Source organism: Hydrogenophaga palleronii, from assembly GCF_031457455.1.
GTDB classification, from domain to species: domain Bacteria; phylum Pseudomonadota; class Gammaproteobacteria; order Burkholderiales; family Burkholderiaceae_C; genus Hydrogenophaga; species Hydrogenophaga palleronii_A.
On record NZ_JAVDWU010000015.1, the window covers coordinates 51,987 to 70,538 of the forward strand.

Here is an 18,552-nt window from a genome sequence, read left to right on the forward strand (position 1 = left end):
CGGTGGGTGCTACCTAGCGTACACACGCTAACTGGCAAGAAGCGGCTGTTGGGTACAGCGACCGGCGCTGGCCCGAAAGGCTGCTGTACGAGGTACTGTGGTCATAAGACCTCCGCCATCCAGTTGGCGCCGCGTCACTCACCGACAGCTTCCCCGCCACCTGGATGGGAGGGTATCGAACCACTGCGGCTGGTCGATGTCCCAGAGGCAACGACACCGGTTTTCAATCGCGGTAAACCAACTCCCCTTATTTGTGCGCTTTTGCGCATCAGCAGAAGGCGAGCAGTTCGATCGCGCCGATCCTCGCTCCCGCCAAGCTGCGAATCGCAATCCAGTTACACCACCGCCAACTTGGCAGTTATTGGCAAACGCCGAATGACAAATTTCTCAAACTCAGCGATAAAGAAGACCATCAGGCCCGCCCCCAGGACCTTCAGCCATTCCGCCAGATGGAGATCAGTCGATCCGAAGATGCCCTGCATCACCGGAAGGTGTGTGAAAGCCAGCTGCAGCGGCACGCAGGCTGCGATGGCTAGGAGCGCAACGCGGTTCCCGGTGAGTCCTTCGCGATTCAGCACACTCGCCAGAACGTGGCGACTGTTGAGCAGATAGAACATCTCGGCGACCACGATGGCGTTGACGGCCATGGTGCGGGCGGTCTCCAGGCTGCTCCCGTGGGACAGCTCCCAAAGGAACAGGCCGAGCGCACCGCTCATCATGAGGACCGACACCAGCACCACACGCCAGACGAAGAAACCCGACAACAGGGGTTGACCGGGCGGCCTGGGCCGCCGCCGCATGATGCCATCCTCAGCGGGCTCGAAAGCCAGGGCCAGACCGAGCGTGCTGGAGGTGACCATGTTGATCCACAGGATCTGCGCGGGCGTCAGTGGCAGGGTGAGCTCGAACATGATCGCCGCGATCACGACCAACGCTTCGCCGCCGTTGGTGGGCAACATGAAGAGAATGAACTTCTTCAGGTTGTCGTACACCGCACGCCCTTCCCGCACGGCCGCAGCGATGGTGGCGAAGTTGTCGTTGGCCAGCACCACGTCCGAGGCCTCTTTGGCGGCATCGGTGCCCTTGTTGCCCATGGCCACGCCCACATCGGCGCGCTTGAGCGCCGGCGCGTCGTTGACCCCGTCGCCGGTCATCGCGACGACCTGACCATCCTCCTGCAGCGCTTGCACCAGCCGCAGCTTGTGTTCCGGGCTGGCGCGCGCAAACACATCCACCTCCATGGCCACGCGTCGCAAGGCCGCATCGTCCATCAGGGCCACCTCTGCGCCCGTGATCGCGGGTTTTCCGACGCCAATGCCCAGCTGGGCACCGATGGCGCGCGCGGTCTCGACGTGGTCTCCGGTGATCATCTTCACGCGGATACCAGCCCTTTGGCATTCCTGGACGGCGCGAATGGCTTCCTCGCGCGGCGGGTCCACGATGCCGACCAGGCCCAGCATCATGAAACCGTGTTCCACGTCGGAGAAGCCGAGTTGCGCACCGGCTGGCTCGGCGCGTTTGCAGGCCAGCCCCAGGAGGCGCAGGCCTCTGGCCGCAGTGTCGTTGGCCATGCGGCGCCAGGTGTCCACCTCGATCGGGCGGTCACCTGCGTCGGTGCATTCGAAGGAGCAGATGTCGAGCAGGCGCTCCGGAGCGCCCTTCACGAAGATCCACGACTGGCCGTCGGCATCGCGATTCCAGGTTGCCATGAAGCGGTGTTGCGATTCGAAGGGGATGGAGTCCAGCCGTGGCCACTCGGCGCTTCCGATGTGCTGGGTGAAGCCGGACTTCTGCCCGACCACGAGCAAGGCACCTTCGGTCGGATCGCCCACCACCTGCCACACGCCATTGTCGTCACGCAGTTGGGCGTCATTGCAGATCACGCCTGCACGCAGGGCCAGCGACAACGAGGGGTGGCGGTTGGCATCCACCACATGGGGACCGATGTTGAAGTCACCCACCGGTTCATAACCCACGCCGGACACGTTCACGTCCAGCTCCGCGCACACCACGCGTTGCACCGTCATTTCGTTGCGCGTGAGGGTGCCAGTCTTGTCCGAGCAGATGACGGTGACCGAACCCAGGGTCTCCACCGCCGGCAGCCGCCGCACGATGGCGTGGCGCCGTGCCATGCGCTGCACGCCCAGCGCCAGCGTCACCGTCATGATGGCCGGCAGGCCCTCGGGGATGGCCGAGGCCGCCAGCGCCACGACCATCATGAACATTTCGGCGGGGGCGTGCTCCCGCCACAGCACGCCGAGCACGAAGGTCGCCGCCGCCAGCGCGAGGATGGTCAGTGCAAGGATGCGACCGAAACGGTCGATCTGGCGCAGCAGCGGCGTGCTGATGTTGCGGATACCGGCCAGCATGCGGTTGATCTGGCCCAGCTCGGTGCGGCTGCCCGTGGCCACGACGATGCCCGTGGCCTGTCCATAGACGACCAGCGTGCCGGAGTAGGCCATGCCAGCGCGGTCGCCGAGCGGGGCATCGGCCGCGACGGCCCGCGTGTCTTTGTCGACCGGCAGCGATTCGCCTGTGAGTGCGGCTTCTTCCACCCGCAAATCGCGCACCTCGACAAGCCGCAGATCCGCTGGCACGCGGTCGCCCGGGGCCAGCAGCACCCTGTCGCCCGGCACGAGGTCGGAGGCGTCGATGTCGAGCCTCCGGCCGTCGCGCAGCACGGTTGCGTGGGGCGACAGCATCGAGCGGATGGCTTCCAGCGCCGCTTCGGCCTTGCCTTCCTGTATGAAGCCGATGATGGCGTTGACCACCACCGCAGCCAGCAGAACGCCGGTGTCGACCCAGTGGCCGAGCGCCGCCGTGATGGCCGCCGCGCCCATCATCACGTACAGCAGGATGTTGTGGAACTGCAGCACGAAGCGCAGCAGCGGGCCCCGGCGTTTTGGGGGCGCCAGGCGATTGGGACCGTGCAAAGCCAGGCGTTGCCGGACTTCGTCGGCACTCAGACCGCCAGGCTCGGCCTGGAGTTGGCGCTGCACGTCCTCGGGCGTGAGTGCGTGCCAGGTGGCATGAGGGGGTGCCGACGGGGTCGAATGGGTCGTGGCGGTCTCGGACATCGGTGGGAGATCGTCTTTTATGTAAGTCGGGCAGCGCTGATGCGGAATCGGCACAGGTGTTGTTATGGGTCGATCCCACCCTTTGACTCGCAGTTCCTTCGAGTATCAGTCATCGCGCACAGGGCGAACCTGGGGTTGATCTCCGTCAAATTCAGGTTCGCAGGATAAGCCCGCGATCAGAAAGCCGGCACATAACCCTGTCAGTAAACTCGACGTCAATGTCCTTGCTGTTTTTGCTTTCGTTGCCCTTCATCGGCAGCGCGGTTGCCGCGCTGTTGCCGACCAACGCCCGCAACCTCGAATCGTTGTGGGCCGTGGTCGTCGCCCTGGTGGTGACGGTGCAGTTGGCCTTGTTGTACCCCGACGTGAGCGCCGGCACCGTGGTGTCGGAGCGCCTGAGCTGGCTGCCCAGCCTGGGCATCGACATCGTCGTCCGCCTGGACGGCTTTGCCTGGATGTTCGCGATGCTGGTCAGTGGCATGGGCCTGCTGGTCATCGTCTATGCGCGCTACTACCTGTCGGCCGACGACCCGGCCGCGCGCTTTTATTCGCTGCTACTGGGGTTCATGGGCGCGATGCTCGGCGTTGTGGTCTCGGGCAACCTGGTGCAGCTGGTGGTGTTCTGGGAGCTGACCAGCATCTTCTCGTTCCTGCTCATCGGTTACTGGACCCACCGCAAGGACGCCCGGCGTGGCGCCCGCATGGCCTTCACCGTCACCGCGACCGGTGGGCTCGCGCTGCTGGCCGGCGTGCTGCTGCTGGGCCACATCGTCGGCAGCTACGAGCTCGATGTGGTGCTGCAGGCTGGCGACATGGTGCGTGCGCACCCGCTCTACGCCCTGACGCTGGGCCTGGTGCTGCTGGGCGCGCTGACCAAGAGCGCGCAGTTCCCGTTCCACTTCTGGCTGCCACACGCCATGGCCGCGCCCACGCCGGTCTCGGCCTACCTGCACTCGGCGACGATGGTCAAGGCCGGTGTCTTCCTGCTCGCCCGCTTGTGGTCGGTGTTGTCCGGCACCGATGAATGGTTCTGGATCGTTGGCGGTGCCGGCCTGACCACGCTGCTGCTGGGCAGCTACGTGGCGATGTTCCAGAACGACCTGAAGGGCCTGCTGGCCTACTCGACAATCAGCCACCTGGGCCTGATCACGCTGCTGCTGGGCCTGAACAGCCCGCTGGCCGCGGTGGCGGCGGTGTTCCACATGATGAACCACGCGACCTTCAAGGCCTCGCTGTTCATGTCGGTCGGCATCATCGACCACGAGACCGGCACGCGCGACATGCGCCGACTCGACGGCCTGTTCCGCTTCATGCCCATCACCGGCACGCTGGCCATCGTGGCCTGCGCGGCGATGGCCGGCGTGCCGCTGCTCAACGGCTTCCTGTCGAAGGAGATGTTCTTCGCCGAGACCGTCTTCGTCACGGCGCACCCGGCCATCGAATACGGCCTGCCGGCGGCCGCCACGCTGGCTGGCGTGTTTGCCGTGGTGTATTCGCTGCGCTTTGGTCACGATGTCTTCTTCGGTCCGCCGCCCACCGACATCCCCCGCAAGCCGCACGAGCCGACGCACTGGATGCGCGTGCCCGTGGAGCTGCTGGTGCTGGCCTGCGTGGTGGTCGGCACGCTGCCGGCCTGGTCCATCGGCCCGGTGCTGGCGCTGGCTGCGCAGCCGGTGGTCGGCGGCACGCTGCCCGACTACAGCCTGGCGGTCTGGCACGGCTTCAACACCCCCCTGGTGATGAGCCTGGTGGCCACCGTGGGCGGCCTGCTCATCTACCTGCGTTTCGCCGCTCGCTTCAAAAAACGTCGGGCCCGCGGTGCGCCGCTGCTGCAGCACCTGGACGGCAAGCGCCTGTTCGAGAACGGGCTGGCCCGCCTCTCGGACGCTGCGCGGCGGCTGGTGCGCTGGATGGGCACGCGCCGGCTGCAGCCGCAGCTGTTTGCCTTGCTGCTCATCGCCGGCCTGGCCGGCCTGGGCTCGGCTTTGATCGTGCCGCTGACCTGGGGGGATCGCGCACGCGTGGCGGCCACGCCCGAGTTCGTGCTGCTGTGGCTCGTCGCCGGGGCCTGTGCCATCGGCGCGGCCAACCAGGCCAAGTTCCACCGCCTGGCCGCGCTGACCATGCTCAGCGTCGTTGGCCTGGCGCTGTGCATCACCTTCGCGTGGTTCTCGGCCCCGGACCTGGCATTGACCCAGCTCGCCGTCGAGGTGGTCACCCTCGTGCTGTTCCTGCTGGGCCTGCGCTGGATGCCCAAGCGCGTGGAACTGGACGATCCGCGCATGGCAACGCGCGCCAGGTGGCACCGACGCCGCGATTTTGTGCTCGCGCTGGGCATCGGCGGCGGCCTGTCGGCGCTGTCGTACGCGCTGCTGACGCGGCAGGCGCCGTTGTCGATCTCACCCTTCTTCCTGGAGCGGGCGCTGCCCGAGGGCGGGGGCACGAACGTGGTCAACGTGATGCTGGTCGACTTCCGCGCCTTCGACACGCTGGGCGAGATCACCGTGCTCGGCATCGTCGGGCTGACGGTGTATGCGTTGCTGCGGCGCTTCCGCCCGGCGCAGGAGACGATCGAACCGACGGAACAGCAACGGGCTCCCGTCGAGGCGACCGGCGCCGACCTGATCGACCGCGACGGGGATGGCGACCATCACCTGCCGCCCTACCTGGAGGTGCCGGCGGTGCTGGTGCGGCTGCTGCTGCCGGTGGCCGGGCTGTTTGCCTTCCACCTTTTCATGCGCGGCCACAACGAACCCGGCGGCGGCTTTGTCGCCGGCCTGGTGGTGGCGATCGCCTTTATCGCGCAGTACATGGTCAGCGGCACGCGCTGGGTCGAGGCCCGGCTGCACCTGCTGCCCACGCGCTGGATCGCCGCCGGCCTGCTCATCGCTCTGACCACCGGGCTGGGTTCACTGGTGCTGGGTCATCCCTTCCTGACCACGCACACCGCCCACGTCACCTGGCCGCTGGTGGGCGAGGTGCACCTGCCCACCGCAGCCCTCTACGACCTGGGTGTTTTCGCGGTGGTCGTGGGCTCGACCCTGCTGCTGCTGACCGCCATTGCCCACCAGTCCTTGCGCGCACGCCGCCAGCAGGGCACGACCCTTGATGAACGGAAGGACAGCGCATGGAAGCCGTGATCTCGATCGCGATCGGTGTGATGGCCAGCGCGGGGGTGTGGTTGCTGCTGAGACCCCGGACCTTCCAGGTGCTGATAGGCCTCACGCTGCTGTCCTATGCGGTCAACCTGTTCATCTTCAGCGTTGGCAGCCTGGCTGTCGACCGCGAGCCCATCGTCAGGCCGGGCCTGGTGGCTGATCTCGTTAACTACAGCGACCCGCTGCCGCAGTCGCTGGTGCTGACGGCCATCGTCATCGGCTTCGCGACAACGGCGCTGTTTCTCGTCGTGCTGCTGGCGTTACGCGGCCTGTCCGGCGGTGACCATGTTGACGGCCAGGAGGAACGCCCGTGATGGCGATGATGGATCACCTGCTGGTTGTGCCGGTGCTGCTGCCGCTGGCCACGGCGGCGCTGATGCTGCTGCTGGGCGAAGGCCGGCGTGGCCTGAAGGCGGTGGTCAACGTGCTGTCAACGACGCTGGGGCTGGCTGTTGCCGTGAGTCTGCTGCTGGGCGTGGCCGGACGCGACGCACCGGCTGCCTTCGGCGTCTACCTGCCCGGCAACTGGCCCGTGCCCTTCGGTATCGTGCTGGTCGCCGACCGGCTGTCGGCGCTGATGGTGGTGCTGACCGGCTGCGTTGGCCTGGCCTCGCTGCTGTACGCGCTGGCGCGCTGGCAGCACGCGGGCGTCTATTTTCACGTGCTGTTCCAGCTGCAACTGATGGGCCTCTACGGCGCCTTCCTCACGGCCGACCTGTTCAACCTCTTCGTCTTCTTCGAGGTGCTGCTGGCGGCCAGCTACGGCCTGCTGCTGCACGGAGGCGGCGGCGCGCGGGTGCGGGCCGGTCTGCACTACATCGCGATCAACCTGGTCGCTTCCATGCTGTTCCTGATCGGCGTGGCCGTGCTCTACGGCGTCACCGGCACGCTGAACATGGCCGACATCGCGCAGAAGCTGCCGGCGGTGCCGGTCAGCGACCGCGGCCTGCTGCATGCGGGCGCGGCCATCCTGGCGATCGCCTTCCTCGCCAAGGCCGGGCTGTGGCCGCTGAACTTCTGGCTACCGCCGGCCTATGCCGCGGCCAGCGCACCGTCCGCGGCCGTGTTCGCCATCCTGACCAAGGTCGGTGTCTACGCCGTGCTGCGGCTGTGGACCCTGTGTTTTCCGGCCGATGCCGGCGCCTCGGCCGGCTTCGGCAGCGAGGTGCTGGTGTGGGGGGGCATCGTCACGCTGGCCTTCGGGGCAGTGGGCATGCTGGCATCGCAGCAGCTCGCGAGGCTGGCAGGCTACGCCGTGATCGCGTCATCGGGGACGTTGATCGCTGCCATCGGCTTTGATGCCCCGGTGCTCAACGGCGGCGCCCTCTTTTATTTAGCGAGCTCCACGCTGGCGGGCTGCGCGCTGTTCCTGCTGGTGGAACTGCTGGAGCGGGTCCGCCAGGTCGAAGTCGACCCACAAGATCTCGACGACGGCAACGGCGCCTTGCCGGCCTTCCTGGACGCCGAGCCTCTCCCCGGCACCAACCTCGACGACAACGAAGAAGCCCTGGTCGGCCGCGTGATCCCGGCCGCACTGGCATTTTTGGGTATCGCCTTTGCGGTCTGTGCGCTGGTGACGGCGGGTCTGCCACCGCTGTCCGGCTTCGTGGCCAAGCTGGCCATGTTGTCCGCGCTGCTCGAGCAGTCCACGCCGGCGGCCTGGGCCTTGTTCGTGCTGCTGATCCTCTCGGGCCTGTTTGGCGCCATCGCGCTGATGCGCGTGGGCATGCGCCACTTCTGGACCGCGCAGGACCGTCCACCGCCGCGCCTGCGCGTGATCGAGACGCTGCCGATCGCGGGGCTGCTGGCCGCCTCCGTGGCGCTGGTGCTGCAGGCCGAGTCCGGGCTTGCCTACACCCGCGCCGCCGCCGAGTCGCTGCACGCGCCGCATTTGTACATCGACGCGGTGATGGGTGCCCGACCCATCGTCCGGACGCCTGGAGTCACGCCATGAAGCGCCTGCTGCCGTCGCCCTGGCTGTCGCTCGGTCTGCTGGGTGGCTGGCTGCTGCTGACCCGCAGCTTCAGCGTCGGCCAGATGCTGATGGGCGTCGCGGTCGCGGTGGTGATGCCGCTGCTGATGGCCCCTCTGCGGCCGCGGCCCGGCCCCTTGCGGCGCTGGGGTCTGCTGGTGCGGCTGATCCTGCGCGTCGGCGCCGAGGTGGTTCGCTCGGCGCTCCAGGTCGCTGCGGGCGTGTTGCGCGCGAAGTCGCATCCCCCGCGCGGCACTTTCGTCGTCATCCCGCTCGATCTGCGCGATGCACATGCCCTCGCTGCCCTGGCCATGATCTCGGCCGTCATCCCGGGCACGGTCTGGTCGGAGCTGGCGCCCGACCGCAGTGCCCTGCTGATGCACGTGTTTGACCTCCAGGACGAGGCCGCCTTCATCCAGCACTTCAAGACCGACTACGAACAGCCGTTGAAGGAGATTTTCGAATGAGCGCCTTGTTGTCGATGGCGATCACCGCCACCCTGGTTCTGTATGCCCTCGCCATGGGTGTCGGCGTGATGCGCCTGTTCCGCGGCCCCAGCGCCCAGGACCGCGTGCTGGCGATGGACTTCGTCTACGTGGTGAGCATGCTGATGATGCTGGTGCTGGCCATCCGCTACGACAGCGAGATGTATTTCGAAGGTGCGCTGGTGATGGTGCTGTTCGGCTTCGTCAGTTCGGTGGCCATGGCGAAGTTCCTGCTGCGTGGCGAGGTGATCTGACCATGCCAGCACTTGCCGAAATGATCGTGGCTGCTCTGCTTGTGTGCAGTGGCATCGTGGTGCTGGTGGCGGCGCTCGGCCTCTGGCGGTTGCCTGATTTTTTCCTGCGCATGCACGCACCGGCACTGGCTTCCACGCTGGGCGCATGGATCGTCACCCTGGCTTCCATCGTCCACTTCAGCGCGCGCGGAGCCGGTCTCAGCCTGCACGTCTGGTTGATCATCATCGTGTTGTCGATCTCGGCCCCGGTCACAACCATCGTGCTGGCCCGCGCCGCACTGTTCCGCCGTCGCCAAGCGGGCGATGACCTGCCTGCGCCCTTCCAGAAAGGCCGCTGAGCGCCCAGATTCTGGTTGCGCCGCTTTCAGGTGCCGCTGTGCGTCGATACGAGCACGTCAGCACTCCCTTCGGCCAATACGTGTTTGGTCACACTGCCGAGCAGTAGGTCCACCGTGGCGGACTGCCCATGTTTGCCCAGCACGACCAGGTCACAGTCGTGCGACTGCTCGTTCTCGACGATGCGCATTGACGCATCGCCCTCGACAACGCACGGCTCCCACTTCCGGGGTGGCAGGCCCACTTCGTTGGCAAGCTCATGCACCTTTTGTCGGGCCTCCGCACGGGCCTTGTTCCGATACAGCTCAATAGTGGCCGCATCGACGCCCGCAAAGTGGAGTTTTTCCTCGAACGGCACCTGAAACACGGTGAGGAGTACGACATGAGCATGTGGTGCTACCCGAAGCGCAAGCATCAGAGCCTCGCGAGACCAGGGAGAGAAGTCCACGGCCACCAGTACACGCCTGTAGGCCTCGTGTGGCGATTGCCGCACCACGAGCAGGGGTCGTGCTGTGCGCCGCATCAGTCTCTCCGACGTGGTGCCCAGCACCAGGCGGCGAAGGAATCCGGCACCACGAGCACCCAGCACCAGCAGTTGCGCATCGAGGCGGTCCGCTACTCGAAGGATTTCATCCAGAGCAGATCCAGTGGCATCTTCTGCATCTACTTCAATATGCCGCCGAACCGAAATTTCGGTGGCCAAGCTGCGCAACATGTCATGCGCTTCGTCGCGCATCTTTTGCTCTGGATCACTCGATGCCCCCAACCATTCGCGAATCCGCGCGAGCGGCTCCCCCGGCAGAACGTGCATCAAAGTCAGTGGTGAGTGCGTCTCATGAGCAAGGCGCGCGGCTCGGTCAGCGGCGTGGCGCGCGTGGGCCGAAAAGTCGGTTGCGACGAGGATGGGACCGAGACTTGTCATGATGAATACTTTCTCTCAGCGCGATTTGACCGCAGTGATGCGTTGCGAATGCCGACGTCCGAAGCGAGAGACAAAAGCGGGATGTGATCGCGGCACAAGGGAGCTTGCCGCGGACAAATCGAGTTCTTGCCTTACATGCCTTGTTGGCGGCATTGTGTTGGCGCACCGGTGGCAACTAGGAAGACCATTCGGCTATCGTAGCTTCCGTGTCACCGACCAACAACCATGGAGGTTCGCGTCAGAGGTGCCACAAAACGTTCTGACGCCGCAGTATCTGGCCAGCTTGCAGGCTGAGCGAAGCACCCACTCAGGTCAGGTGAAAGAGCTAGGAAAGAAAGCAACGCAGCGAGAATTTCACGAATGAAACCCAGGAGAACAGAAGCCCTGCTCGATTCGGCGTGGAGCAAGCGTCACCTGATTGTCGCAACTGCAATCTTGCTTGCGGTAGGTTTGTACGGATCGATGACAACCACCCCAGTTCGCAGCATTTTCCCCTACGCTTTTGCCGCAGGCTTGGTCGCATGGAAACACGGCGTGGCAGCCGGATTTCTGTTTGCTGGATTGGGAACGCTGTCTGCACTAGCGACGGGCGCGTTCCCAAGCAACGAAGCCTTGCGAGGGCATGAGTTGGGAGAAGGTTTGTACACCTACCTGAAGCTTTCAGCCATTGTTCTGGGTGTAGCCCTCGGAAATCGCTTGAGACAGTGAGCAGCCGTTGTTGGAACTGCAGCGTGCAGCTCTTCTGCACAGATCTCTGTCGGCTCCTGACCGGCAGCCCTGCGGGCCAGCCGCTCACGCAGTCCGGACTTCTGATCCAAGCCACGACCTGGCACCTCTCAGGCGCATGCTATGCGGCCCTCAACTCGATGGGAGACCATCGTGGAAATCACCTGCACTGCCGTTAACCACGAGCCATGGAAAAAAAAGGGGAAGATCGTTGGACAGGAGGCACCCTTCAAGCTGCTGAAAGAAATCTGGGCGTTGCGCGTACGACATCGACTTTCTGACGTTTGATGAGCTCTACGAGCGAAGCAGATTCATCGCGGAGGCAGCCACCTCAAGGCAGCAGCCAGCAGTGCCGCGTCTACTGCGCTACCCATAGAACCGGGTTGCGGAGTGTGAGGAGCATTGCACTGAGGTCGGCTCCAGGTCGGCCACAGCCGATCACCTCGGGGGCGAGGAGTCGTTCTCAAAGCACGACCAGGCTGGCATGTATTGAGAGGCCGATGACGGAGTTGCAGCGGTCGTTCGACCCCTCCATCCTCGAAAGACAGGTGACCGCGGCGGCAGACATTCAAGCGTTTCAGGTCACCGGCAGCAACCAGCCTTGAACCGACTTTGCGAAACCGAGAGGCAGCAGTGCAGCGGTCTCTGCCCTTCATGATGTCCGTGTTGGCGACTTTCTTGCTCGATTTTTTTGAGCAACGCGCCACGAAACAGATGTAGTACGACAGAGGTTTCAGCGGGGTGTGGCTCGGTCATCCAACCCGATCCATTGAAGAGTGCAGACGCTCGCAGGAGCGGGTGTGTGCCCTGAACTTTTAGCACCCGCATTCAGTTTTTGGTCCTCGACCGCTGCATTTCCCCACTGAGCACTAGCATCAAAGGAAATGAAGTGGTTCGCTACCATCACAACATTCCAGAACAACAGGATTGAGGGATGAGCATTGAGACCTTCTTGATCGAGTGGGCTGCACGGGAAGTCGTCAAAGTCTTTGAGAGGTCGAAGGCCGCGGGGATTGCCTTCGTCATCACAGTGATTGCCATGTCCATTGGTCTGGGTGTCTTTGCCTTCAACTTCGGCAAGGGTCTGGCCGAGCGCGAGAAGGTGGCGAGGCTCGCTTCTGCCCCGATCCAGAGCGAGCGCGACCTGGCCGAAGCTTTACGAGCCATCTCCGACTACTCCGAGCGCAAAGCCCAAGAGGCCCGGGACACGGCAGCAGAGGCCCAACGCGCTCAATTAGTCCTCGAAGAATCGAAGAAGCAGGCTGAACACTTCAGCTCCATCGCAGCGACCAACAAGAGTGCGGTAGAGGCGATCTTCCGGGAGCAGGACGCACGGGCCGAGCAAAGCTTCTGGAAGGTGCAGTGGTTCGGCTTCCTCGTGGGCATCCTCAGCACCTTCGCAACGATGGGAATGATTTGGGTGGGCAGGAAAGCACGAGCCCTTTGGAAGGCCGGACACCCAACCGACCCGGGGATTCCCGGCTGACCCCTCCGAGCGATGCGAGCCACACGGGAACCACGGGCCAGAGACGGGCACTAATTTTCTGAGAGATGGTTTCCTAATCGGGGGTTATAGGGTTTTAATTTCAGACGAAGCGCCTGGTTGGGCATGGGCCTCCACCACCGCCAGCTGGCTGTCCGGCGCAGAGCGGTCGAATCAACCAGCACACGCGAACCTTTTATTGCGTGGCGGAGGAGGAAACACAAGGAAGCTTACGTTCACCTAGTACCTGCTTCTGCCATGGAGGAGGACTTCAGGCTAAGAGGTTCAGTGTCCGGGAATGCTGCTTCCCGGGCAATCAGATTTGGGAACAGATCGTTCAGGCCATGAGCGCTATGGTCAAAAGCGGCTCAGAAAACCAAAGATCTCATACGTATTGGGCCACGCATGGGCCATAGGTGGGCCATGAGGCTGGGACGTATATCGCCATGACTCTTGGCCCATGTGCATGGTGAGCCCACGGCCACGGCAGCTACCGCGTCGAAGAAAGCACCTGGACTGTGGCGCGGGCCATGAGCAACCCACGTAAGTCGTTGATTTTGGTGCGGCTGGCGGGGATCGAACCCACGACCCTTGGCTTCGGAGGCCAATACTCTATCCACTGAGCTACAGCCGCATGCTGTACGGAGACCAATAGTCTAGCTGTTGCGATCTTTTCCGATGACGACAACCTTCGGAGGCCAATACTCTATCCACTGAGCTACAGCCGCAACCCGACCGATTCTATCAGGCGAGGGTGTTCCGCAAGGGCGCCGAAGGGCTGCTCGTTATAATCGAGGGCTGTTCGCCGAAAGCGGCCCCAGCCGACCGAAGCACCATCCAGGCCCCGAATCGCCACCCTTGAGGAAACCATGAGCGACCACGCGCACGAATCTCACACCGGCCCGATCAAGACGCCCGCACAGTTGCTGTGGACGTCGTTCTTCGCTTTCGTGGCCCCCATTTTCATCATCATCGGCCTGGTGTATTTCGTCACCTCGGGCGACAAGCCGGCGGCGGGCGCGGTTGACATGGAGCTGGCGATTGCCCAGCGCATCCAGCCCGTCGGTTCTGTTGAACTGCGGGATGCGAACCGCCCGCTCCAGGCTGGCGATGCGGTCTACAAGGCCCAGTGCGCCGCCTGTCACGAAGCAGGTGTGGCGGGTGCACCCAAGTTCGGCGACGCCGGTGCCTGGGCTGCGCGCATCGGCACTGGCTATGAAGCGCTGCTGAACTCCGTGCTCAAAGGCAAGGGTGCCATGGGCGCCCAGGGTGGTGGTGCATTCAGCGACGTCGAGATCGGCCGTGCCGTGGTTCACATTGCCAATGCAGGGGGTGCCAGTTTTACGGAGCCTCAAGCCCCCGCGGCTGAAGAAGCAGCTGCGGCTGAGCCCGCAGCTGCAGCAGCCCCTGAAGCACCGGCTGCCGCCCCCGCCACCGAGGTGGCAGCAGCTCCGGCAGCAGCAGCTGCACCTGCATCAGCCACCGTGGCAGCAGGTGGTGGCGAAGCGCTCTACAAGCAGGCCTGCACGGTTTGCCACGCTGCTGGTGTGGCAGGCGCGCCCAAGCTGGGTGACAAGGCCGCCTGGTCGGCCCGTCTGGGCCTGGGTGTTGATGGCCTCACCGCCAGTGTGATCAAGGGCAAGGGCGCCATGCCGCCCAAAGGTGGCTCGGCCGCTTCTGACGCAGAGATTCAGGCCGCTGTGCAATACATGCTGGCCACCGTTCAGTAACGCACCGATACGGCTCCGCCGCCAAACTGAAGGCCCGCTATCGCGGGCCTTTTTCTTTGCGCGTCTGACCCGCCCCGTTCTGCGCCGATGCTGAACTCAGCCGCTGGCGTCAGGCCTTGCTCTGGGCTCTGCGCTGAGGACTGGGTTCGAAACCAAAGCGCCCGGGCAGATCGACCGCACGCACCGTCTCTGGCTGCCAGCGGCCTGCGTCGACATGATCGGCCGCCAGCAGCATGTCGGCGGTATGCACCAAACCGAAACCCACATCGGTGGCCAGGTAGAGGTGACCAGCTTCATCGACCAGCACGGACTGCACCTGCGCCGGTTCTCCGGTGTGGGCGTGCACGCTGCCATCGGCACTCAGGCGCCAGACAAAGGGCGCGGCTTCCAGTTCCACATACACGCGTTGCGGACCGTTCTGGAAGAACCACATGCCGCTGTCGTCGGCTGCGTAGTTGCGCTGGATGAAGTCCACCAGTTTGTCGTGCCGGAGCAGCGAGCCTTTGCTGGGCGTCACGTCTTCACCAGGAAGCGCCGCGAAAGGACCCATCGCCTGGATGCGGTCGTCGCGCATGTACCACTGGCCCCGCGCGTCCAGGCCAAGCCAACCATAACAATGGGGCACGTTAGGCCATTTGGCCATGGCGGCCTTGACGATTTCGTCCATGGGGCGTTGCTCCTGGCTTATAGGTGTTTCATCAACCATTGGCCAACGGCTTCCGGCATGGCACGCACGTGGCCGGGAAGCCCCAGCCACCCTGCCGCTGGCGCCGGAAAGCCAACGTGCCCGCCCTGCTCAGGTTGCCACAAGCAGACACTGTGGCTCACTTCGGCCTTTTTGGGAAGCGACTCCGCCGGCACGAACGGATCGTTGCGTGCGTTGAGCGCCAGCGCCGGTATCCGCACGTCCCGCAGCAGGGGCTTGGCCGATGCGCGCGCCCAGTAGTCGTCGGTGTTCTTGAAACCGTGCAGTGGCGCGGTGAAGACATTGTCGAATGCATACAGATCGCGAGCTGCCATCAATGCGGTGCGATCAAACAGCCCCGGGTGTTGTTCCAGCTTCTTCAACGCCTTGGGCACCATGGAGGCCAGAAACATGCGGGTGTAGACCCAGCGATTGAACCCCTTGCCGATGGCATGCCCGCCTGCGGCCAGATCCAGTGGCGAACAGACGGCCGCCACGGCCTTCACCTGCGTGGGCACCGTGCTGCCCTTTTCGCCTGCCCAACGCAGTAAGGCATTGCCCCCCAGCGAGACGCCCACCGCCAGAATGGAACGCCGGGGATTCGCTGCAACAAAGCGGTTCAGGATCCAGTCCACCTCGGCGTGGTCGCCAGAGTGGTACGCGCGGGGCGCGTGATTGAGTTCACCCGAGCAGCCCCGGAAGTGGGGCACCGCACAGGCGATGCCTCGCGTCGAGGCGAAGTCAGCGAAGGCCACAGCGTACTGGCTGGCCGATGAGCCCTCCAGTCCATGAAACAGCACCAGCAATGGCGCGTCAACCCCCACAGTGTGGCAGGTCTGGTCCACATCGATGAAATCGCCATCGGGCGTGGTCCAGCGTTCGCGGGTCCATGCCGGGCGGATGCCTCCGTGATTCTGGGCGCAGCGCGCAGCCCAGATGGTCTGGGCATGCCCACCTGGCAACCACCATGGCGGGCTGTAACGCCATGGGGGATCTGCGAGGCTTTCATCCAGAAAGCGCATTTGGTCTGAAGACATGCCATGCATGTTCAATGCAGCAAAGGTTTGGCGGTCGTGACCTCAAGTGGCTCGGTGCGCGAGCCCGGGCTGGCGTGATGCGCAACGAGGCGCCAGCCCTGTGCGGTTTTGGCGTACACATTGGTGGCCACGACCCAGGCGTGTTGCGGGCCGTCGTCGCTCATGATTTCCACCCGCTCCACCACGCTGTGCACACTGAAATGCCCCGCATCCAGCCGGCGGACTTTTTCCGGGTGGGCCAGAACGGCGCCATTGGCGAACATGGCGTCAAACGTAGCGCGGATGGCTGAGTGGCCCACCACGCGGGGGCCGCCGGGTTGCACACACACGATTTCGTCGTCGTCTGCCCAGCAGGCCATGAGTCGGTCGATGTCGGCGTGCTGGAGGGCATCGTAGAAGGCGGTTTCGGTGTCGTCCGCGGTACCTGGGGGCATTTTCGGTTTGCGCATGCGGTGTATTCTGCAGCCTGTGGGCCGTTGCCAGACAATGGTGCCGATTGTTGCTGTGCGCACTTTGCGCATGTGGCCAGTCGCAAGGCACGTTGCACACACGGATTGTTTGTCCATTGAGGCCGTCTGGCCGGGGAGGTTTCATGCGCTTGTCTGTCCGTTCATTGGGTGTCTGGGCAACGGCTTTTTTGCTGGCAGTGGGCCTGAGTGGCTGCGGCTACAACGACTTTCAGAAACTTGACGAGCAGAGTCAGTCGGCCTGGGCCGAGGTTTTGAACCAGTACCAGCGCAGGGCGGACCTGATTCCCAACATCGTGGCCACCGTCAAAGGCGAGGCCAACTTCGAACAGGAGACCCTGACCCGGGTGATCGAGGCCCGCTCCAAGGCCACCTCGATCCAGATGACGCCCGAAATGCTGAACAACCCCGCCGCCATGCAGCAGTTCCAGGCGGCGCAGGGCGAGATCTCGAGTGCACTGAGTCGGCTCATGGTGGTGGTCGAGCAGTACCCCAACCTGAAGGCCAACCAGGGCTTCAGCGATTTGCGCGTGCAACTCGAAGGCACAGAGAACCGCATCACCGTGGCGCGCAACCGCTACATCGAGGCCATCCAGGCCTACAACGTGCTGGCCCGCAGCTTTCCGACCAACCTGACGGCCATGGTGTTTGGTTACCAGCCCAAGGCCAATTTCCAGGTGCAGAATGAAGCGGCGATTTCATCGCCGCCGACGGTGGACTTCAACAAGCAATGAGCTTTTTCCGGGCATCCGACATGCGTTGGGGGCGTCACGGTGTGGTGGGTCTGGTGCTGGGGTTTTGTGCCCTCATGGCCTTCATGGCCATCGCCCAGGGCGTGCAGCCGGTGCCCGAGTTGCGTGCCCGCATCATGGACCAGACCGGCACGCTGGATGCGGCCGGTCTCGCACGCATTGAACGCAAGCTGGAAGCTTTCGAGCAGGCCAGGGGCTCCCAGGTCGTGGTGCTGATCGTGGACACCACCGAGCCTGAAGACATTGCCGACTACACCCAGCGGCTGGGTGATGCCTGGAAGATCGGCCGCAAAGACGTCGGCGATGGGGTGCTCTTTGTGGTCGCCAAAAACGACAGGCGCTTGCGCATCGCAACCACCAAGTCGCTGGAAGGCGCCATTCCCGATCTGATGGCCCGTCGCATCATCGATCAGGTGGTCACGCCTGCGTTTCGCAACGGAGACTTTGCTAGCGGCATTGAGGCTGGCGTTGACCACATCCTCGCCCGTATCACCGGTGAAGAGCTGCCGCTGCCTCAGGCAAAGAAGCAGGCCGCCGGTTCTGGGTGGATGGACCTGCTGATCTTCATGGTGTTTGCTGTGCCCATTGTGTCGGCTGTGTTGCGCAGCCTCTTCGGCAACAAGATCGGCACCTTGCTGACCGGCGTCGGATCTGGCGGCCTGGCCTGGTTGCTGACTTCTGTGTTCTGGATTGCGGCAGGCGCCGGGCTGCTGGGCATGCTGGCGGCCCTGTTTCTTCAGCACCTTCCGGCACAGGCCACCTCCGGGGGTGGCCGTGGCGGGCGTGGCGGTGGCTGGGGTGGACACGGCGGTGGATTCGGTGGCGGCCTTGGCGGCGGGCGCGGCGGTGGCGGCTTCAGCTCTGGCGGTGGCGGCAACTTCGGTGGCGGCGGCGCCTCCGGCAGCTGGTGATCGGGCCGGCACCATGAACAAGTTGCTTCGGTTGATCAAGCACCGTTGGTTGGATGCATCAGACGCCCGGCGGGTGGTGCCAGACGACATGGCCGAGCGGCTGACTCAGCGGGTCACGGCCAGCGAACAGCGCCACACGGGCGAGATTCGTCTGTGCGTGGAAGCGGCGCTGCCCACGGCTGATCTGTGGCGCATTTCGCCTGACACCCCATTGACTCAGGTGGTGCGTGAGCGGGCGCTTGAATGGTTTGGGCGTTTGGGCATCTGGGACACCGAAGACAACAACGGTGTGCTGATCTACCTGCTGCTGGCAGAGCACACCATTGAAATCGTGGCCGATCGCGGGCTCGCGCGTCGCGTGCCCGCGAATGCCTGGAACGACATGGTGGCTCGCCTGGGTGAGCAGCTTCGAAAAGGCGCCTTCGAGGATGGCCTGACCTCCGCCATGTCGGAAGTGTCGGCTTGCCTGGTCGCCCATTTTCCAGTCAAGCCGGACGCGGCTGCCAGCGTCGTTCCACCCAATCAGTTGCCCGATTGCGTCGTCCGGGTTTGAGGCG

Annotated in this window: 17 protein-coding genes and 1 tRNA gene; 12 read left to right on the forward strand and 6 right to left on the reverse strand. The window is 64.3% G+C overall.

Going from position 1 to position 18,552, the window contains the following annotated elements; all coding sequences use genetic code 11:
• Positions 1-335: 335 nt before the first annotated feature.
• Positions 336-3,077, reverse strand: a complete 2,742-nt coding sequence (locus tag J2W49_RS24205; RefSeq protein WP_310322092.1) for a cation-transporting P-type ATPase — start codon at positions 3,075-3,077, stop codon at positions 336-338.
• Between the two features lie 218 nt (positions 3,078-3,295).
• On the opposite strand from J2W49_RS24205, the gene J2W49_RS24210 reads away from it, so the two are divergent.
• Genes J2W49_RS24210 through J2W49_RS24235 form a run of 6 tightly spaced genes read left to right on the forward strand, consistent with a single transcriptional unit; the run spans position 3,296 to position 9,284 of the window.
• Positions 3,296-6,217 (forward strand): monovalent cation/H+ antiporter subunit A, encoded by a 2,922-nt coding sequence (locus J2W49_RS24210; RefSeq protein WP_310322098.1) that lies wholly within the window; start codon positions 3,296-3,298, stop codon positions 6,215-6,217.
• Entirely contained in the window at positions 6,205-6,549 is a 345-nt protein-coding gene (locus tag J2W49_RS24215; protein ID WP_310322099.1) for a Na+/H+ antiporter subunit C, read from the forward strand. Before J2W49_RS24210 ends, J2W49_RS24215 begins: the two co-directional genes overlap by 13 nt.
• Positions 6,549-8,189 carry a monovalent cation/H+ antiporter subunit D gene (locus J2W49_RS24220; protein WP_310322202.1) on the forward strand — a complete coding sequence of 547 codons (1,641 nt, stop codon included), beginning with the start codon at positions 6,549-6,551 and terminating at the stop codon, positions 8,187-8,189. Before J2W49_RS24215 ends, J2W49_RS24220 begins: the two co-directional genes overlap by 1 nt.
• Positions 8,186-8,674 (forward strand): Na+/H+ antiporter subunit E, encoded by a 489-nt coding sequence (locus J2W49_RS24225; protein ID WP_310322100.1) that lies wholly within the window; start codon positions 8,186-8,188, stop codon positions 8,672-8,674. Before J2W49_RS24220 ends, J2W49_RS24225 begins: the two co-directional genes overlap by 4 nt.
• Positions 8,671-8,946 carry a K+/H+ antiporter subunit F gene (locus J2W49_RS24230; protein ID WP_310322101.1) on the forward strand — a complete coding sequence of 92 codons (276 nt, stop codon included), beginning with the start codon at positions 8,671-8,673 and terminating at the stop codon, positions 8,944-8,946. The genes J2W49_RS24225 and J2W49_RS24230 overlap by 4 nt, the downstream gene beginning before the upstream one ends.
• A 2-nt stretch (positions 8,947-8,948) precedes the next feature.
• Positions 8,949-9,284 carry a Na+/H+ antiporter subunit G gene (locus J2W49_RS24235; RefSeq protein ID WP_310322102.1) on the forward strand — a complete coding sequence of 112 codons (336 nt, stop codon included), beginning with the start codon at positions 8,949-8,951 and terminating at the stop codon, positions 9,282-9,284.
• Between the two features lie 26 nt (positions 9,285-9,310).
• Here J2W49_RS24235 and J2W49_RS24240 read toward each other — a convergent pair whose 3' ends face one another.
• On the reverse strand, positions 9,311-10,204 hold the full coding sequence (locus tag J2W49_RS24240) for a universal stress protein (RefSeq protein WP_310322103.1): 894 nt from the start codon (positions 10,202-10,204) through the stop codon (positions 9,311-9,313).
• Between the two features lie 360 nt (positions 10,205-10,564).
• Between J2W49_RS24240 and J2W49_RS24245 the strand changes: the two genes are divergently transcribed.
• Together J2W49_RS24245 and J2W49_RS24250 are read left to right on the forward strand one after the other, a co-directional pair.
• On the forward strand, positions 10,565-10,912 hold the full coding sequence (locus J2W49_RS24245; RefSeq protein ID WP_310322104.1) for a hypothetical protein: 348 nt from the start codon (positions 10,565-10,567) through the stop codon (positions 10,910-10,912).
• A 952-nt stretch (positions 10,913-11,864) separates the two neighbouring features.
• Positions 11,865-12,416, forward strand: coding sequence for a hypothetical protein (locus J2W49_RS24250; protein ID WP_310322105.1), 552 nt, complete (start codon positions 11,865-11,867; stop codon positions 12,414-12,416).
• 555 nt (positions 12,417-12,971) lie between these two features.
• Here the strand turns inward: J2W49_RS24250 and J2W49_RS24255 are convergent.
• Positions 12,972-13,047, reverse strand: a tRNA-Arg gene (locus J2W49_RS24255).
• 235 nt (positions 13,048-13,282) lie between these two features.
• On the opposite strand from J2W49_RS24255, the gene J2W49_RS24260 reads away from it, so the two are divergent.
• On the forward strand, positions 13,283-14,143 hold the full coding sequence (locus J2W49_RS24260) for a c-type cytochrome (protein WP_310322106.1): 861 nt from the start codon (positions 13,283-13,285) through the stop codon (positions 14,141-14,143).
• A 109-nt stretch (positions 14,144-14,252) separates the two neighbouring features.
• Here the strand turns inward: J2W49_RS24260 and J2W49_RS24265 are convergent, their stop codons facing one another.
• From J2W49_RS24265 to J2W49_RS24275, 3 genes are read right to left on the reverse strand one after another with little or no spacing between them, the layout of a single operon-like run.
• Positions 14,253-14,810 carry a DUF2946 family protein gene (locus J2W49_RS24265; RefSeq protein WP_310322108.1) on the reverse strand — a complete coding sequence of 186 codons (558 nt, stop codon included), beginning with the start codon at positions 14,808-14,810 and terminating at the stop codon, positions 14,253-14,255.
• 17 nt (positions 14,811-14,827) lie between these two features.
• A complete protein-coding gene (locus J2W49_RS24270) occupies positions 14,828-15,865 on the reverse strand; it encodes a YheT family hydrolase (protein ID WP_405001080.1) in 1,038 nt (345 codons plus the stop codon).
• An 11-nt stretch (positions 15,866-15,876) separates the two neighbouring features.
• Entirely contained in the window at positions 15,877-16,314 is a 438-nt protein-coding gene (locus tag J2W49_RS24275; RefSeq protein WP_310322109.1) for a YybH family protein, read from the reverse strand.
• A gap of 143 nt (positions 16,315-16,457) precedes the next feature.
• Between J2W49_RS24275 and J2W49_RS24280 the strand changes: the two genes are divergently transcribed.
• From J2W49_RS24280 to J2W49_RS24290, 3 genes are read left to right on the forward strand one after another with little or no spacing between them, the layout of a single operon-like run.
• Entirely contained in the window at positions 16,458-17,066 is a 609-nt protein-coding gene (locus J2W49_RS24280) for a LemA family protein (protein WP_310322112.1), read from the forward strand.
• Positions 17,063-17,995 carry a TPM domain-containing protein gene (locus tag J2W49_RS24285; protein WP_310322118.1) on the forward strand — a complete coding sequence of 311 codons (933 nt, stop codon included), beginning with the start codon at positions 17,063-17,065 and terminating at the stop codon, positions 17,993-17,995. The genes J2W49_RS24280 and J2W49_RS24285 overlap by 4 nt, the downstream gene beginning before the upstream one ends.
• 13 nt (positions 17,996-18,008) lie before the next feature.
• Positions 18,009-18,548: a TPM domain-containing protein gene (locus tag J2W49_RS24290; RefSeq protein ID WP_310322120.1), complete on the forward strand. Its 540-nt coding sequence runs from the start codon at positions 18,009-18,011 to the stop codon at positions 18,546-18,548.
• Positions 18,549-18,552: the final 4 nt, after the last annotated feature.

What these genes read in the sequence shown, in the direction of transcription:
- J2W49_RS24205 (WP_310322092.1), bottom strand. Translation starts at nt 3,077, where the DNA reads ATGTCCGAGACCGCCACGACCCATTCGACCCCGTCGGCACCCCCTCAT.
- J2W49_RS24210 (WP_310322098.1), top strand. Translation starts at nt 3,296, where the DNA reads ATGTCCTTGCTGTTTTTGCTTTCGTTGCCCTTCATCGGCAGCGCGGTT.
- J2W49_RS24215 (WP_310322099.1), top strand. Translation starts at nt 6,205, where the DNA reads ATGGAAGCCGTGATCTCGATCGCGATCGGTGTGATGGCCAGCGCGGGG.
- J2W49_RS24220 (WP_310322202.1), top strand. Translation starts at nt 6,549, where the DNA reads ATGGCGATGATGGATCACCTGCTGGTTGTGCCGGTGCTGCTGCCGCTG.
- J2W49_RS24225 (WP_310322100.1), top strand. Translation starts at nt 8,186, where the DNA reads ATGAAGCGCCTGCTGCCGTCGCCCTGGCTGTCGCTCGGTCTGCTGGGT.
- J2W49_RS24230 (WP_310322101.1), top strand. Translation starts at nt 8,671, where the DNA reads ATGAGCGCCTTGTTGTCGATGGCGATCACCGCCACCCTGGTTCTGTAT.
- J2W49_RS24235 (WP_310322102.1), top strand. Translation starts at nt 8,949, where the DNA reads ATGCCAGCACTTGCCGAAATGATCGTGGCTGCTCTGCTTGTGTGCAGT.
- J2W49_RS24240 (WP_310322103.1), bottom strand. Translation starts at nt 10,204, where the DNA reads ATGACAAGTCTCGGTCCCATCCTCGTCGCAACCGACTTTTCGGCCCAC.
- J2W49_RS24245 (WP_310322104.1), top strand. Translation starts at nt 10,565, where the DNA reads ATGAAACCCAGGAGAACAGAAGCCCTGCTCGATTCGGCGTGGAGCAAG.
- J2W49_RS24250 (WP_310322105.1), top strand. Translation starts at nt 11,865, where the DNA reads ATGAGCATTGAGACCTTCTTGATCGAGTGGGCTGCACGGGAAGTCGTC.
- J2W49_RS24260 (WP_310322106.1), top strand. Translation starts at nt 13,283, where the DNA reads ATGAGCGACCACGCGCACGAATCTCACACCGGCCCGATCAAGACGCCC.
- J2W49_RS24265 (WP_310322108.1), bottom strand. Translation starts at nt 14,810, where the DNA reads ATGGACGAAATCGTCAAGGCCGCCATGGCCAAATGGCCTAACGTGCCC.
- J2W49_RS24270 (WP_405001080.1), bottom strand. Translation starts at nt 15,865, where the DNA reads ATGTCTTCAGACCAAATGCGCTTTCTGGATGAAAGCCTCGCAGATCCC.
- J2W49_RS24275 (WP_310322109.1), bottom strand. Translation starts at nt 16,314, where the DNA reads ATGCGCAAACCGAAAATGCCCCCAGGTACCGCGGACGACACCGAAACC.
- J2W49_RS24280 (WP_310322112.1), top strand. Translation starts at nt 16,458, where the DNA reads ATGCGCTTGTCTGTCCGTTCATTGGGTGTCTGGGCAACGGCTTTTTTG.
- J2W49_RS24285 (WP_310322118.1), top strand. Translation starts at nt 17,063, where the DNA reads ATGAGCTTTTTCCGGGCATCCGACATGCGTTGGGGGCGTCACGGTGTG.
- J2W49_RS24290 (WP_310322120.1), top strand. Translation starts at nt 18,009, where the DNA reads ATGAACAAGTTGCTTCGGTTGATCAAGCACCGTTGGTTGGATGCATCA.